Origin of the sequence: Pseudoalteromonas sp. TB64, assembly GCF_000498095.1 — a bacterium.
In the GTDB taxonomy this organism is placed as follows: Bacteria; Pseudomonadota; Gammaproteobacteria; order Enterobacterales; family Alteromonadaceae; genus Pseudoalteromonas.
On record NZ_AUTQ01000081.1, the window covers coordinates 116,786 to 132,571 of the forward strand.

At 38.2% G+C, this 15,786-nt stretch carries 14 protein-coding genes; 1 reads left to right on the top strand and 13 read right to left on the bottom strand.

Annotated elements, in window-relative coordinates:
* Positions 1-13: 13 nt before the first annotated feature.
* From L647_RS0105020 to murJ, 12 genes are all read right to left on the bottom strand, one after another.
* Positions 14-3,229, bottom strand: coding sequence for a PilC/PilY family type IV pilus protein (locus L647_RS0105020; RefSeq protein ID WP_024610213.1), 3,216 nt, complete (start codon positions 3,227-3,229; stop codon positions 14-16).
* Between the two features lies 1 nt (position 3,230).
* On the bottom strand, positions 3,231-3,668 hold the full coding sequence (locus tag L647_RS0105025) for a pilus assembly protein PilX (RefSeq protein ID WP_253948833.1): 438 nt from the start codon (positions 3,666-3,668) through the stop codon (positions 3,231-3,233).
* A 50-nt stretch (positions 3,669-3,718) separates the two neighbouring features.
* Positions 3,719-4,714, bottom strand: coding sequence for a PilW family protein (locus L647_RS0105030; RefSeq protein WP_024610215.1), 996 nt, complete (start codon positions 4,712-4,714; stop codon positions 3,719-3,721).
* Position 4,715: 1 nt separating this feature from the next.
* Positions 4,716-5,276: a type IV pilus modification protein PilV gene (gene pilV, locus L647_RS0105035; RefSeq protein WP_024610216.1), complete on the bottom strand. Its 561-nt coding sequence runs from the start codon at positions 5,274-5,276 to the stop codon at positions 4,716-4,718.
* 163 nt (positions 5,277-5,439) lie between these two features.
* Entirely contained in the window at positions 5,440-6,141 is a 702-nt protein-coding gene (locus L647_RS0105040) for a LytTR family DNA-binding domain-containing protein (RefSeq protein WP_024610217.1), read from the bottom strand.
* Positions 6,138-7,172, bottom strand: a complete 1,035-nt coding sequence (locus L647_RS0105045; protein ID WP_024610218.1) for a histidine kinase — start codon at positions 7,170-7,172, stop codon at positions 6,138-6,140. Before L647_RS0105045 ends, L647_RS0105040 begins: the two co-directional genes overlap by 4 nt.
* 40 nt (positions 7,173-7,212) lie before the next feature.
* On the bottom strand, positions 7,213-8,142 hold the full coding sequence (gene ispH / locus L647_RS0105050) for a 4-hydroxy-3-methylbut-2-enyl diphosphate reductase (protein ID WP_024610219.1): 930 nt from the start codon (positions 8,140-8,142) through the stop codon (positions 7,213-7,215).
* A complete protein-coding gene (gene fkpB, locus L647_RS0105055; RefSeq protein WP_008166565.1) occupies positions 8,142-8,582 on the bottom strand; it encodes an FKBP-type peptidyl-prolyl cis-trans isomerase in 441 nt (146 codons plus the stop codon). Before fkpB ends, ispH begins: the two co-directional genes overlap by 1 nt.
* A complete protein-coding gene (lspA, locus tag L647_RS0105060; RefSeq protein WP_024610220.1) occupies positions 8,579-9,079 on the bottom strand; it encodes a signal peptidase II in 501 nt (166 codons plus the stop codon). The genes fkpB and lspA overlap by 4 nt, the downstream gene beginning before the upstream one ends.
* A gap of 12 nt (positions 9,080-9,091) precedes the next feature.
* Positions 9,092-11,920 (bottom strand): isoleucine--tRNA ligase, encoded by a 2,829-nt coding sequence (ileS, locus tag L647_RS0105065; RefSeq protein WP_024610221.1) that lies wholly within the window; start codon positions 11,918-11,920, stop codon positions 9,092-9,094.
* 29 nt (positions 11,921-11,949) lie between these two features.
* Positions 11,950-12,876, bottom strand: coding sequence for a bifunctional riboflavin kinase/FAD synthetase (gene ribF, locus L647_RS0105070; protein WP_024610222.1), 927 nt, complete (start codon positions 12,874-12,876; stop codon positions 11,950-11,952).
* Positions 12,877-12,959: 83 nt separating this feature from the next.
* Positions 12,960-14,540, bottom strand: coding sequence for a murein biosynthesis integral membrane protein MurJ (gene murJ / locus L647_RS0105075; protein ID WP_024610223.1), 1,581 nt, complete (start codon positions 14,538-14,540; stop codon positions 12,960-12,962).
* A gap of 253 nt (positions 14,541-14,793) precedes the next feature.
* Here murJ and rpsT point away from each other — a divergent pair, with 253 nt between their 5' ends.
* Positions 14,794-15,054, top strand: a complete 261-nt coding sequence (gene rpsT / locus L647_RS0105080; RefSeq protein WP_024610224.1) for a 30S ribosomal protein S20 — start codon at positions 14,794-14,796, stop codon at positions 15,052-15,054.
* A 288-nt stretch (positions 15,055-15,342) separates the two neighbouring features.
* On the opposite strand, the gene L647_RS0105085 is transcribed toward rpsT, so the two are convergent.
* Positions 15,343-15,726 (bottom strand): response regulator, encoded by a 384-nt coding sequence (locus tag L647_RS0105085; protein ID WP_024610225.1) that lies wholly within the window; start codon positions 15,724-15,726, stop codon positions 15,343-15,345.
* Between the last annotated feature and the right edge of the window lie 60 nt (positions 15,727-15,786).

Sequence of the window (15,786 nt, forward strand, 5' to 3'; positions counted from 1 at the left end):
AACAGCCCCTTCTTTAATCATTTTGAACTTCATCATTTTCTTCGCGTTTATAAATGTATGTTTGTTGTGTGCTAAAGCCAAAACCAACAGAATTATCATCTACTAACTTTATTTTTCCATCAACAACCTTTAAACCAGGGCCATTAACTTTGATAGGCACCATAAGCTCTTGTTCTCCTGCGACTAGCGGACCAGGAAAATAAAATTTACTTTCAGGTACTTTTGAATCATCGTCATCACACTTTCCATCGCCGTTTGCATCTGCACAAGTAGAGCCAAAATATAACTGAGGAGTGTCTGGTACATCATAACTTGTTGTAAATCTAAGTGAATCGTATACTTTCGTTCCGTAATGTAAATGGAAAGCATAAAGCGAACCACCGCCACCACTAAGTGAACATTGATTCTCAGTTGAGGTATCTGATGCAGGCGTAAAAGAAGTAAAGTAAGCAACACCACCAACAACGGTTGCCGCAGCTAACGATTTTTCTCCAGTACCTAGCTCATATCGCCAACCTTGGAATTCAGCCAAATCAGCTTCAAGCTCAACAAACTGATCAATGTCATCTAAAGAATTACCAAAGGGGTCTGAGTTCATAGGCATTAAATCGACAGGTTTAATCGGTTCAGGCTTATTATCTTTAAATGATTTTGTTACTGTATTTTCATCACGAATCATAAATAATTGATTTTGTTCGCTCGTACTTGTTGGTTTAGAGCGGTTACCACTACCAATAACAATTGCATCATAAGGGGTATCTAAACGAGTAGTTACCTTCTCGCCGTTTATGTCTGTTTCGGTAACTTTACTAAATGTAGTACGAGCAACAAGTGGTTTGTAAAAAAAGCGCCTATCTTCTGTCGCAGAACTGCTCCCTAATTCAGCAAGCTTAAAATGACTAAACCCACTAGTTGACTCTCCTGGCATATCAATTCGCCAAATATCTCCGCCTGTATCGGCAGCATAAATACGATCAATGTAACCATCATAATCAGAATCAAGTGTAGTAACGTCTGCTGCAATACTATGTCGACCTTCAAAGCCATTACTGTTAGGTGTTAACGCCCAAACTAATTTACCCGTTTCAGCTTCAACAATATAAACACCTCGACCAGTATTATCCTCACTGCGTATTGCTTCATCTTTATTCGTATCGTAACCTGCGCCAAACACTAATAATGGCTTATCACCAAAGGCTTTAATATAAGCTATTTGTGGCTTCGACCACGTTTGTGCAAGCTCTACAAAATCACCTTTACCACCTTCAATTGGTTTATCCCACAGTTTAGTTGGTGCATTAGGGTTGGTAATATTTAATGCATAATAGTTTTTGCCGCCTCTGCGCATTCCTGCAAAGGCCCAAACGTCATCACCACTGCTTGCATCAATTACACCATCGTTTAAGCCGTCATTATTTAAACTTTTATCACTAAAATACACACTAATAGGACCATCCATACCATATACTTTTGTATCGACTTGGTTCTCACGAAGAGGTTCGATAATGTCATACAAAGCAGAGGGGATGAATGCCCAGCTTTCGCTCACAGTGTTACCGCTATCTTTAAACATATGTAAAAAGCCAGCATTAGTACCTATAAGTATACGAACATCATCACCACCATAATCGATGGCTAATGGTTTAGAGTGAAGCGGATCACCAAATATATCTTTTCTTTGGTCAACGAATGAACCATCACCATCTTCATCATCAACGTCAATTCCCATCGCCCACTTAATATCATTGCTAGAAAGAGCAATTGGGTTATTATCAACTAAATCGAGAATATCAGTAACAACCGATGTATTAAAAGTGACTATTGAGCCTTCTTTTTCTGTGTATAAATTTCTTGATGCTGCATTGGTTAAATTTAAATTCACACCGCCTTGCGCAACTAAATTACCATCTGCTGGCTCATCACTTGGTAACCAAAATGTTTTTGCATTTTCATCAATTAATCCATCACTATTAATTGCGGGAGTGTCTGTGGAATCTACAATTTGTTCACCGACAACTTTTAATTTTTTTAAGTTACCCCGCCAGCGAGCCCCCGTTTCAGGGTAAAACATAGCAAAATAAACAGCATCACGACTTCGCGTTTGATCTACGTTATTACTCGCCACTGAGGGCGATGAAAAACTATCATTCACTTCTCTAATTCGTGAAATTGTATTTTTTAGTGCTTCTGAAAGTGCTTCAGCAGTTCTTGCTTCTATATATTGCCCGCCACCTACACTTGCCGCTTTATCGAGTAAATTAATTCCGCCTTGGCTCATACCAGTACCAAAACCAATAGTGTAAAGGCGCCCTGTATCAAGTACATCACTCGTTGGCGTATACAAATCCACTTGCGTATCTGACGTTCCATGCAATATTTTAGCCAGTGCTACTAAATAACTGTCGTCATATCTACCACTTTCAAAAGGTATGTTGTCAGTAAAAAGACTATTATGAACAGCTGTAATGGCAGTATCCCTCCCATCATCGTTAGTTGGATCACCATCTGTCATTATGATAACGTTGATTGAATTATCACAGCGTAATGGCTCACCAGTACCTTGTTCAAAAGGTGATGTGTAAATTATGTTATTATCTACACTTGTATCTCGCTCGCTATAAAGCCTTCCATAATCAAGGACTTGCCCCGTAATATACAAATAGGCTTCCCATAATGTTTCTGTTATTGGTGTTGAACCACTTGCAGGCAAATCATCAATTTCCTGTAAAAGGTTCTCCTTACTAGCTCCAACCTTAGCAACTACATATCCTCCGTCATTACCTTTAAAGCGCATTAAACCAAAGTCAATGTCATCGTTATCATTAACTAATTGTGTCATCGCGCTTTTAGCGACGTCTATTCTTCTATCATGGCAATCCCCAACTGCAACACCATTTTCGCCTATATAGCATTGCTCATTATATTCGTTGTACTCAACCTTACTCGCAAAACATGTAACCAGCTGGAACCCATCTCGAACAACTGTCTGCCTATTATTACCCCGTCCAGTTCTTTCCTCATATTGATACTTTGTGTAACAGGCCTGATTATCACCATTAATAACACTCCAATCCATACTTCCCGATGTATCGAATATCATTAAAACACGAGGTTTTTCATCCGTTTCTACATCATGGTTTACATAAAGCTCTATATCTTCAGCGGCTGCTGACATACTCAGTGTTAATCCCAATAATGAGGCAAACACTTTATTAAATTTAAATTTCATCTTAAATCCCCTTGTTTACGCTCACCATTTCTTGGGCTACACCGGTAACAATAGTAAGTTCATGCTTACTTTTAGAACCGTATTTTTTAGTAGTTGATACCTGTACCATATTACATGCAAGACCCGCAGTACTGGCAAAACGACGCGGGCACTCTAAATCAAGTATTCCCTTATTTAAATTTATCATTTTGCTTTTCATATCATTATGTTCAGCAATGAGCATACCGCTATTATCCGCAGCTATTTTGGTTACCTCTTCAGGTGATAAAAAAAACTGATTAGCAGCACCTTTAGTTGCCTCATCAGAGATCATTCGCTGTACTTCACCTATAAGCTCGTTTTCAGCTACTTCACGTTCTTGTGCTGCATTAGTTATTTTCACATCAATACTGCTACTACTCATTAATGTAACAGCGATTCCTGTTACAGCTATAACCATTATAAGTGCAGTGATAAGCACTACACCTTGTTGATTTTTTGCTTGTTTATTTAAATGCTCCACAGATTTGACCCTATATTATTAAAGCGAATAGTTGTAGTAAATACGGTACGTCTAAAGTTATCTGTAAACGTTAATTCACGATTATTTGCATCTTCTCCAAGTATATATTTTTGATTTTTAATACTTAGACCAGCATCTGGTTGTAATGCTCTAATTAATAAAAACACCTGTACAGTTAAAATACCTTTACGATTTTCCCAGTTGCTGGGAGTCATATTTTCAATACTTCTATACGTATCTACTCGACTATCATTTGTAGTATCTAGACCAAAAACAAAGCGCATATTTTCAACCCCCTCCATGATCGTCTCAGCCCTAACTTCGTCATTAACTAGGCGATTACGCATCAATGCAGGAACGGTTAAACTTTTATTATTCACTTGATAAGTTTGCTCTGAAATATAATACGTATGGTGGCTGTAAGGCCAAACTGTTGCGTTAACGCTTAACGATGCAGGATCAACAATCCCTCGAACAAAACGAGCTTGCTCTTGCTCTGCAACAAAGTAATTTTGGCTATCTTGTGTTTCATTATTGCCAGCCTGAACAGTTAACTGATCACCTTGCAAAAACTTTACTTGTAAAATATCAGTACCTATTAATGAGTTATTAATACAACTAAGCTCATCCGCGCCATTGGCTGTTTTTGCGTATAAAGTTCTAAAGTTACTGGTACTTGCTAAATCTGGAAAACTGCCGTTATTAAGCCCTTCAAAGCAATCATTTGTTGGTGTAGCTAATGTTGTGGTATTCATAGCAGTAAATGAATCATCGTAGTAGGTACCCCAAAAGCCAACTTGCTCAATATCACGCTGCATAATATTTATAGCTAAACGACCCGACTCTTGAAGTTCACCTATGGTCATCGTGTCTTTGGTTGTTACTTTCATACCAATATAAGTAAACATGACGCCGCCAAGCACTAATCCGCCAATAAATAGCGAAATCATTACCTCTACAAGCGTAAAACCTTTTTGTTTCATGCTAACTCCTTAAATAAATATAACTAGTTAAAACAACTAAACGACGCTTGTTATCAGCTGTTCCACAGCTTATTGCGCCAGTGTCTGCGTTTGCAGTAAACTCTTGGCGACCTTGCCAAGACACAATAACTTCAATATTAAAAGCTTTACCACCAGAATTTGCCACTGCAACCGGATTAATACACACATTTGCATCATCTAATGAGCCAGTGTTGTTTCTAGCCTGTATTGCACGCTTCCACTGTTCAAGGTCAAGTAAAGCAATTTGCTCAGCACTGCATGAACTACCAAAGCATGTTGTTGACGAACTTGCTGGTGTTTTACTCGTAAAGTCTTTCTTATAATGTGCAACTAACTGAGATGTGTCGTTAGCACGAATACGTTGAATAATGTCATTTCCCAGAGCGACTGCGGCGGCGCGCTGCATAGAGTCAAAGCTAGCTTGTTTTGCTTTTGCTTGTAACGCAACAGCACCTAATAAACCAAAGCTGAGAATAATAAATGCAATAAGAACTTCAATTAATGTGAAGCCCTTTTGCACTTTAAAATGATGAGATTGCATATAAAAACCAAATAAAAATTACCTGATTGTAAGTTTAAGCAATTAAAATGTAGATTCAAGTGAGATTAGGATAGACGGTTATATTTGTTGATAAACGGTTAATAAAATGATTTTACTTAGTCGTACTTACATAAAGTTAAATGTTAGGCTTAGTAAATATTATTTAAAGCGCATTTTTAACAGTTTTGAGCTCTCGACGACTAACTGGCAGTAATTCATCGCAACCTTGTAATTGAATTACATGATTACCGTTGCCTTGAGAATGCACCGCTATAATTTTACTCTTATTTACCAGCGTATTACGATGGATACGCAAAACAAGTGAAGGATATAGTATTTCAAGCTGTTTTAAGCTTTGTTCAATAAGCGCTTCAGCGCCTTTAAATACCATTTTTGTGTACTTTTCTTCAGCATTGAAATAATAAATAGAGTCCATTTCAACACTTTTTAGTGTACCTGCAAGTTGGTAACTTATTTTAGCAACTTGCTGCTTTTGTAAATGTGCTTTATTTATACGACCCACTTGTTCAAGTACTGTTTGCAATGCTTGCTCTGATATAGGCTTAACTAAATAACCAGCGGCACTTAACTGAATAGCATTTAAAGCATGCTCAGGATGAGCAGTAACAAAAATAATAGCCGGTGGGATAATTAATTTATTAAGTTCTTTAGCTACCTCTAAACCGTTAATACCTGGCATATCAACATCTAAAAGCACTAAGTCTGGCACTACTTTTTTAACCTGTGTTAAAGCTTCATTCCCATTGCTTGCCTCTGCGATAACCGTCATGTTTTTATTTGTAGCAATTAATCTTTTTAAGCGCGCCCTTGCAAGGGGCTCATCGTCAACAATAAGTATATTCAAAAAGTATTCTCAATATATTTTGGGATCACAACTTTTACTCTAAATACGTCATTTTTGTTAGTAATCGTTAATTGCGCTTTATTATCATAGTAAATGTTTAAACGTTGCCGAATGTTTTCAAGTGCCATCCCGTTATTAGGCCTTGTTTTTGCATCGCTGGCTGTTACAGGATTAGAGACAATGATTGTTAAATAGCCTGTTGTAACATGTAATTCAACTTTAATTATCGCACCAACTTCGCTGGTTTCAACTCCATGACAAACTGCATTTTCAATTAAAGGCTGAAGCGTTAAGCATGGTATTGCAAGTGTTGGTAACTCATTTGGTATTTGCCAGTCAACTTTTAAACGACTGCCAAAACGCCAAGATTCAAGTGAGACATATTGTTTACTTAACGCTATTTCATCCTCAAGTGGCACACTCTGCCCTGAACGCATTGCCGCTTGCGATAAAGCAGCTAAAGCTAATATAGCTTGCTCTGCAGCATTCGCATCTTGATGAGTGAGCTCAGCTGCTGTATTTAAACTGTTATATAAAAAATGAGGTCGTATTCTTGCTTGTAATGCGTCGAGCTCAGCACGAGAAAGTGCTTTTGTTTGTTGTTCTTTTTCAAAATAAATTAATAAAAATTGAACAAATAATGCAGCCAATAAAAATACAATAATACAGTTACGAAGAATAAAATAAAGTAGCTGTTCATCAGCTCTAATATCAAAAGCAATATAAGAATACAAAAAACTAAATACAATAGTACTTAATATAAAAACAGTGAAGAAAGAGGTAATCTGAATGGGTTGATTTTTTTTCTGTAAAAAGAATCTGCAAAAATACAAAGAAGAAGAGCTAAATAGTACAGTTAAATGCAAAAACAAACTGATTACACCAAGGCGTAACCAAACATCACCTTCTACATTGGGTGCAAACGCTAAAACAATAGCTATAACTTGTGTAACAACTAAAGAAGCTAATACTCCTCGGTCATTAAAAAGAGCCGAAAAAAGCAATGCATCTGATTGAGGCACTTTGCTCATTACGACTCTCCTTTATTAAGCTTAATACTCTATATTTAGATTAACGCAGTTCAATAGGAACAGCGAACACAATAGTTTCTATTTCGCCTGGATTCTCAATAACCTGCTTACCACCAAGCTCTTTTAATCGGCTAATAACCTGTTGTACAAGTACTTCTGGTGCAGATGCCCCAGCAGTTACTCCAACCGATTTAGACTCTGTAAACCATTGCTCTTGTACGTCCGTTGCATCATCAATTAAATACGAAGTAGTACCCATTTTATCTGCGAGTTCGCGTAAGCGATTTGAATTAGAACTATTTTTAGCACCAACAACCAATAAAACATCCACTTTATCGGCTAAATCACGCACAGCATCTTGACGATTCTGCGTTGCATAACAAATATCATCTTTACGAGGTCCGTCAATTGACGGAAATTTTTTGCGTAATGCATCAATAACATCCGCTGTATCATCAACAGAGAGTGTTGTTTGACTACAGTAAAAAAGGTTTTCAGCATTTTTTACATTTAGCGCAACAACATCATCAACGGTTTCAACAAGGTAAATTCCACCTGCTGAATTATCATATTGCCCCATTGTTCCCTCAACTTCAGGATGACCATGGTGACCAATTAAAATACACTCAATGCCCTTACGACTTGCACGTGTTACTTCCATATGTACTTTAGTTACAAGTGGACACGTTGCATCAAATACTTTTAAATCACGACGCTTCGCTTCGCTACGAACAGCTTGCGATACGCCATGCGCACTAAAAATAACAATACTGTCATCTGGTACTTGATCAAGCTCTTCAACAAAAACCGCACCACGGCTTTTTAGTCCATCAACCACATAGCGGTTATGCACTACTTCATGGCGAACATAAATTGGCTTTTCAAAAATATCCAAAGCACGTTCAACAATACTAATAGCACGGTCAACACCAGCGCAAAAGCCTCGTGGATTAGCTAGTAATATTTCCATTAACCTTCTACCTCGATAATATCAACTTCAAACGTTAAACGCTGACCAGCCAAAGGATGATTAAAATCAATTGTTACCGACTCGCCTTGTACTTCGCGTACTAAACCAGGAAGTTCGGTACCATCAGGTTGCGTAAACGCTATAATGGCGCCTACTTTTGCAGGTGTTTCTGGACCAAACTTACTACGATCAACATAGTAAATATTATCAGGATTTGGCTTACCAAAAGCATCTTCCGGTTCAAGTTCAAAGGTTTTGCTTTCGCCAGCTGTTAAACCTAATAAACATTTTTCGAAGTTTGCAGTTAAGCTGCCATCACCCATTGTTAATTTAGCAGGCTTGTTATGTACCTTAGTAGAATCCGCAGCAGAGCCATCTTCTAACTTAATAGAAAAATGAAAAATAACTTGCGAGTTTTCACCAATTACAGCTTGGCTCATGCTTTATGCTCCTTCGGACTCTCACCTGTAAAGGCGTCAAATAACAATAATGCAGCGCCAATACAAATAGCACTATCAGCAATATTGAATACAGGAAAATGCGAGTCGTTATAAAATACGTGAATAAAGTCGATTACATAACCATATGCAATACGATCGTATAAATTACCAATAGCGCCGGCAAGTATAAGAGCATATGCACTACATAATACTTTGTTTGTCGCTGGTAAACGCTTTAACCACCAAACAAGTAAAGCACTAATGGCAATAGCTATAAAACTTAAAAACCAACGCTGCCAACCACCCGCTTCACTTAAAAAACTATAAGCAGCACCATAGTTATGCACATAAGTAATACTAAAAACAGGGAGTAAATTTATCGACTCTTGATAAGCCATAGTACTTACAACAAGTGTTTTACTGGCAAAGTCTATTACTAAAAGTAATAGACTCAACCAAAGCCACACTAAACCACTTTTTTGGGCTAGTTTGCTCACTAAGAATAACTCCTAAGCGAATTGACGCTTTTCGCCTTCGCCATCAACATTACTTACACAACGACCACAAATCTCAGGATGAGCAGGTTCGACACCTACATCTTCACTGTAATGCCAACAACGCTCACATTTAGCAGCATCAGTTGCAGCAACACTAATGAATAAACCTTCAATTTCAGTTGTTTGTGTATCAGCAGGCTGACTATCAACTTCAGTTACATTCACAGCTGATGTTAATAATACAAAGCGCAGCTCATCACCAAGCGCATTTAATTTAGCTGCAAGCTCTTTACCTGTAAATAAATTAACAGTGGCTTGAAGTGTTGCACCAATAATCTCTTCTTTACGTGCAGCTTCTAATAAACGGTTTACTTCGTCACGTACCGTTAGAATTTCTAACCAGTCATCATTACTAAATTGGTTATTAGTTGGCGCTTGTAAGCCATCATACCAAACTGATGTAAATACGTAATCGCTGCGCTCGCCTGGTAAAGCTTCCCAAATTTCTTGTGCAGTAAAGCTCATGATTGGTGCCATCCAACGCGTCATTGCTTCAGCAATATGATAAAGCGCTGTTTGACAAGAACGACGTGCGTGACTGTCACTCTTAGCAGTGTATTGACGGTCTTTAATTACATCTAAGTAAAACGAGCCAAGCTCACCTGTACAGAAGTTCATTAGCTTTTGCGTTACTAATAACATTTGGTAGCTATCGTATGCAGCTAATATTTCTGTTTGTAATTGAGTTGCACGACCAACAATCCACTTATCAAGCTCAACCATATCGTTAACTGCTACTTGATCTGTTTTCGGATCAAAACCATTTAGGTTAGCAAGCAAGTAACGGCTTGTGTTGCGAATGCGGCGGTAACGATCTGCTGAACGTTTAAATATTTCATCCGACACAGTCATTTCGGCAGTGTAATCGGTAGAAGCAACCCATAAACGTAGAATGTCAGCACCTAGTTTATTCATCACATTTTGTGGTGAAATAACATTACCCAGTGACTTAGACATTTTGCGACCGTTTTCATCAACGGTAAAACCATGAGTCAATACTTGACGGTATGGTGCGTAACCATTAATAGCCACTGATGTCATCATTGATGACATAAACCAACCACGGTGTTGATCAGAACCTTCTAGGTATAAATCAGCTGGACCAACTAGGTCTTCACGCGCATCTACAACACATGCATGCGACACACCTGAGTCAAACCATACATCTAACGTATCTTGCACTTTCATGTATTGCTTGGCATCTTCTTCACCAAGCAATGTAGCAGGGTCTAGGTCGTACCACGCTTGAATACCTGCTTTTTCAACAAGCTGTGCAGCTTGCTCAATTAGTTCTTGGGTATTTGGATGAAGCGCACCAGTGTCTTTATCTGCAAACAATGCAATTGGAACACCCCATGTACGTTGGCGAGAAATACACCAATCTGGGCGGCTTTCAACCATATTAGAAATACGGCTTTCGCCCCACTCTGGTAACCACTGAGTATTTTTTATTTCAGCTAGAGAATCTTGGCGCAAGTTAGCCTGATCCATACTTACAAACCATTGTGGTGTAGCACGGAAAATAATTGGTGTTTTATGACGCCAGCAATGTGGGTAACTATGTGTAATAGCATGATGATGCATTAATGCATCGTGCTCTTTTAATACTTCAATTACGCTCGCATTGGCTTTAAATACATGCTGACCTGCAAAAAGTTCGGTATCTGGTAAATAAACACCATTTGCACCAACAGGGTTAGCTACTTCAAGATTATAATTTAAGCCAGCCACGAAATCTTCTTGACCATGTCCTGGAGCTGTATGTACAACACCGGTACCTGAGTCAGTAGTTACATGCTCTGCTACAATCACTGGTACATTAAAATCATAAAAAGGATGAGCTACTTGTAAATTTTCAAGCGCAGCACCTTTTACATAACCTAGTACGTGAAAGTGATTAAAACCAAAGCGGTCCATTGCATCTTTAACAAGCTCAGAACCTAAAATTAGACGTTGTTGTACACCTTCATCTTCAACCTGTACCAATGCATACTCTAAATCGGCATGCACAGCCACTGCGCGGTTTGCAGGAAGCGTCCAAGGTGTTGTTGTCCAAATAACAGTGCCAACACTGCCTTCACCTTTATGACCATCAGCCAAATCAAACGCGTTAACAACAGCATCTTGATCAATAAAAGTAAAACGTACATCAATAGCAGGAGATTGCTTATCTTGGTATTCAACTTCAGCCTCTGCTAATGCAGAACCACAGTCTGTACACCAATGCACAGGCTTAGCGCCTTTATGCAAATGACCTTTTTCAATAATACGACCAAGTACACGAATTGCATTCGCTTCAAAGTCAAAGTTCATTGTTAAGTAAGGCTTATCCCAATCTGCAAATACACCTAAACGTTTAAAATCAACTTTTTGACCTTCAACTTGTTTTTTTGCATATGCACGACACTTTTCGCGAAATTCTGCAGCTGTCACTTTTACGCCAGGCTTTCCTACTTTTTTCTCAACCATTAACTCAATTGGCAAACCATGACAATCCCAACCTGGAACTAACGGCGAGTCAAAGTCAGATAATGTTTTTGACTTAACAATAATGTCTTTTAATATTTTATTTACTGAATGACCTAAATGAATATCGCCATTTGCATACGGAGGGCCGTCATGCAAAATAAAGGTCTTTTTACCTTTTTTCGCGCTGCGAATTTGACCATACAGGTCGTCTTCATACCATGCTTTAAGCATTTTTGGTTCACGTTGTGCCAAATTGCCACGCATTGGAAACGGTGTTTCCGGTAAATTCAAAGTATGTTTATAATCGCTCATTAATCCTACATTCCGTATCTATCGGCTATCTAATTTAAACCAAAACACTGCTTAGCGGCGGCAACATCAGTCGCTATTTGTGCCGTTAATTGTGTTAATGTCTCGAATTTTTTCTCATCGCGAAGTTTTTTTATCAACTCCACATGCATAAATTGTCCGTAAATGTCCTGCGCAAAATCAAAAAGATGAACTTCTAGTAATGCACGAGTACCATTAAACGTGGGTTTATTACCAATATTTGCCACCCCATAAATCAATTTACCTGCAATCGTTGCTTGCACAGCAAACACACCATTTACAGGGCAAACTTGACGTTTAAGCGCAATATTTGCCGTTCTAAAACCTAGCTCTCGCCCTCTTTTCCAACCGTGTATAACACGACCTGAAATAGCATAGTCATGACCAAGCATTACTTTCGCACTGGTTAAATCGCCAGTGGCTAAGGCATCACGTATTAAAGTACTGCTTACTCTAGCATTTAATTGACGAAAACTCGCGGTGCTTTTAACATCCATTTCCGCCTGTTTACCCATGCTGTAGAGTAAGTCAAAATTACCTTGGCGTTGCTTACCAAACTTAAAATCATCGCCAACCGTTAATGCTTTAACGCCTAACTTTTTAATTAAAATATCACTAACAAACTGCTCGGCACGCATATTTGCAAATTGCTGATTAAAACTGATGCAAATAACACGTTCAATTCCTAAGTCACTTAATAAACGTAGTTTATCTCGTAAGCGCGTTAATCGTGCTGGTGCATTGTTTTTAGCAAAAAACTCTTGTGGCTGAGGTTCAAACAGCATCACAGTGCTAGGTAAACGGTGCACTTTAGCATCAGCGAGCAAACCTTTTAGTACTTCAGCATGACCTAAGTGAATACCATCAAAATTACCAATAGTAAGCACGCAACCAAAATGTTGCGGACGAATATTGTGTATACCTCTAATTAACTCCATGCTACCTAATTGCCTTTTTAGCGAGTTATTAATTGCGACCAAAAGTGATAAAAGCCGCAGAGTTGCCGATTATAATCTTTTTTTTAATTTGATTCAGTAATTGCTACACTTTTTATCGTATTTAGTCTAACGCCCATCAAAAACAGCATTGTAAAATAGCTTACGCCTGCAATAACTAATAATGCTGTAAGCAGCATAACTTGCTCTGTAAAGCCCCAACTAGACCAATTATAGTGATGCGCAGTAAACCAAACGACAACCCCCATAACCAAACTTGCCACTATGCATTTGAGCGTAAAATATAAGCTCATAGAGGAAAATTGATATACCCCTTCTTTTTTAAGCTGCCTATAAAGTAAAAAAGCATTACAACTCGCCGACATTGAGGTAGCTAGCGCCAAGCCTAAATAGCCAATAAAAGGAGCAAGCATAATATTAAACACCATATTTAGTACCAAAGTAATTATACCAATACGTACAGGTGTTTTTGTATCTTGACGAGCATAAAATCCAGGGGCTAATATTTTTATAAGCATAAAACTAACTAACCCTACCGAATAAGCCATAACGCCCAAGCTCACTGCTTTCACATGATCAACACTGTCTTCTTTAAATGCGCCGTGATCAAACAACACAGTAATAATTAATGGACTAATTATCATTAAACCGATCATTGCAGGTAAGCCTAAAAATATAACAAACCGAACCCCCCAATCTAACGTATGCTGAAAATCGCTGCTTTTTTTACTACTATGAAGTTTAGATAGCGCAGGCAAAATTACCGTGGCAATACCAATGCCAAACAATCCGAGTGGAAATTCAATTAAACGATCAGAATAATATAGCCACGCAATTGAACCAGTCATGAGTAGCGAGGCAATCATCGTATCAAGCAAAAGATTAATTTGGCTAATAGATACACCAAACAATGCTGGTAACATAAGTTTGCGTACCTTTTTTACGTTTTCGTCTTGCCAAGCCCAACGCGGTCGAGCCAACATTTTTGCACGATACAAAAATGGCAATTGAAATAGCAACTGCACAACACCACCAACAAATACACCTATGGCGAGTGAGTAAGCACCTACCGAAAACTTATCATGTAAAAAAATGGCGCATGCGATAATAGAAACATTAAGTAATACAGGGGTGAATGCAGCTACAGCAAAACGATTGTACACATTCATGACTGCGCCGCTAAGTGCAACTAAGCTCACAAAAAATAAATAAGGAAACGTTAATTTAAGTAATGAACTGGCAAGTTCAAACTTTTCTGCATTCGCTCCACCCTGCCACCAATCAATAAACCAACCGGTACCAAATAATGCGGCAATAACAGGAGAGGCAACAACACCAATAATAGTAACGATAAGTAAAATAGTACCTAAGGTACCAGCAGCCTGCGCAACAAAAAGTTTAACCTTATCGTCGCCCTGTTGCTCTTTAATCTCACTTAACACTGGTACAAATGCTTGAGCAAAGGCTCCTTCAGCAAATAAGCGGCGTAAAAAGTTAGGAATACGGTTCGCAAACAAAAAAACATCTGCTGCTGCACTTGCACCTAACAAATTAGCAACCACAGCGTCCCGCACAAGCCCTAAAACTCGCGATATCATGGTCATACAGCTAACAATCATACCCGACCGAAATAAACCTTTTGACACCTTAAATCCACTCAAAAATAGGTAATTGATGCAATTATGCCACAGTCTTTTTTATAAATCGCTTTAAAGCACTAGGCTGGGGGTCTGTGCTTTGTTACAATGTCGGTATTAACTGCTAAAGCGGCAAATTGATGCTCGTTATATGGTGCAGTTTTTCTTGGGTCGTTAAATTTAAATTGACATCCATGATAGAAACAGGCATATTCCACCGCCTTTATTTTAAGCTTTATTTTAAGATTGTTAGGAGCAAACCTTGGCTAACATCAAGTCTGCAAAAAAACGCGCTATAACAAGCGAAAAGAACCGCCAGCACAACGCAAGCCGTCGTTCAATGATGCGCACATACTTCAAAAAAGTACTTGTTGCTATTGAAGCGGGCGATAAAGAAGCTGCACAGCAAGCTTTTACTGTTGCAACACCTATCCTAGACCGTTACGCAACTAAGGGTCTAATCCACAAAAACAAAGCAGCTCGTCATAAGAGTCGCATAGCAGCTAAAATTAAAGCTCTATAATTTGTTTTTGTTAGAATATAAAAAACCGGCTTTTGCCGGTTTTTTTTTATTCTAAATTTAATTATCTTTTTTAATACCAATTCGCCTAATGTAAGTAATCTATTTTGAGATAAAAAACCTTAACGACGACAAGGAAAAAAATTCGTTATTTAATTGTTCTCGGCAATTGCTCCTGCATTGCTCTACCTCCTTCATCCATGCAGTCGTATATCAGAAATTTTTAACCCAGTTAGCGTCAGATTTAATCCCTCAAATTGATTAAGTGTTATTGCAGATTGGTATATTTAATTACACATTTTCTAAGTCTGGATAAAACTTCTTAAGCATTGCTGCTATTTTTTTAGGTGTAAATGGTTTTACTACAAACCCTTTAGCGCCTTTGTCTATCGCGTCTTTTACATTTTCGATTCCAGAATGAGCCGATACCATGACTACATTTGTTTCAGGACTTAGTTCATTAATCTGTGCGATTAACTCTTTACCATCACCATCTGGTAATTCAATATCTAAAAAGATTATATTATAATTTATAGCCTGGCACTCACTGATACATTGTGATGCAGTGGATGCTTCTTTTACGTTTTCTATCCCTAAGTGCATGAGCGTTTGGCTCAAAAAGCTACGCACGGTGCTAACGTCATCTACAATTAAAATTGATAGCTGCGCATTCATCTTTATTCCTCAATAGGCTATTAGCTAAGTTTAAGTTATCATATTAATTAGCTTAGTATA

Excerpts from the sequence above, each read along its gene's own strand:
- L647_RS0105025 (WP_253948833.1), bottom strand. The coding sequence starts at position 3,668 with ATGGTTATAGCTGTAACAGGAATCGCTGTTACATTAATGAGTAGTAGC.
- L647_RS0105045 (WP_024610218.1), bottom strand. The coding sequence starts at position 7,172 with ATGAGCAAAGTGCCTCAATCAGATGCATTGCTTTTTTCGGCTCTTTTT.
- L647_RS0105085 (WP_024610225.1), bottom strand. The coding sequence starts at position 15,726 with ATGAATGCGCAGCTATCAATTTTAATTGTAGATGACGTTAGCACCGTG.
- L647_RS0105030 (WP_024610215.1), bottom strand. The coding sequence starts at position 4,714 with ATGAAACAAAAAGGTTTTACGCTTGTAGAGGTAATGATTTCGCTATTT.
- ispH (WP_024610219.1), bottom strand. The coding sequence starts at position 8,142 with ATGGAAATATTACTAGCTAATCCACGAGGCTTTTGCGCTGGTGTTGAC.
- ribF (WP_024610222.1), bottom strand. The coding sequence starts at position 12,876 with ATGGAGTTAATTAGAGGTATACACAATATTCGTCCGCAACATTTTGGT.
- fkpB (WP_008166565.1), bottom strand. The coding sequence starts at position 8,582 with ATGAGCCAAGCTGTAATTGGTGAAAACTCGCAAGTTATTTTTCATTTT.
- pilV (WP_024610216.1), bottom strand. The coding sequence starts at position 5,276 with ATGCAATCTCATCATTTTAAAGTGCAAAAGGGCTTCACATTAATTGAA.
- L647_RS0105020 (WP_024610213.1), bottom strand. The coding sequence starts at position 3,229 with ATGAAATTTAAATTTAATAAAGTGTTTGCCTCATTATTGGGATTAACA.
- ileS (WP_024610221.1), bottom strand. The coding sequence starts at position 11,920 with ATGAGCGATTATAAACATACTTTGAATTTACCGGAAACACCGTTTCCA.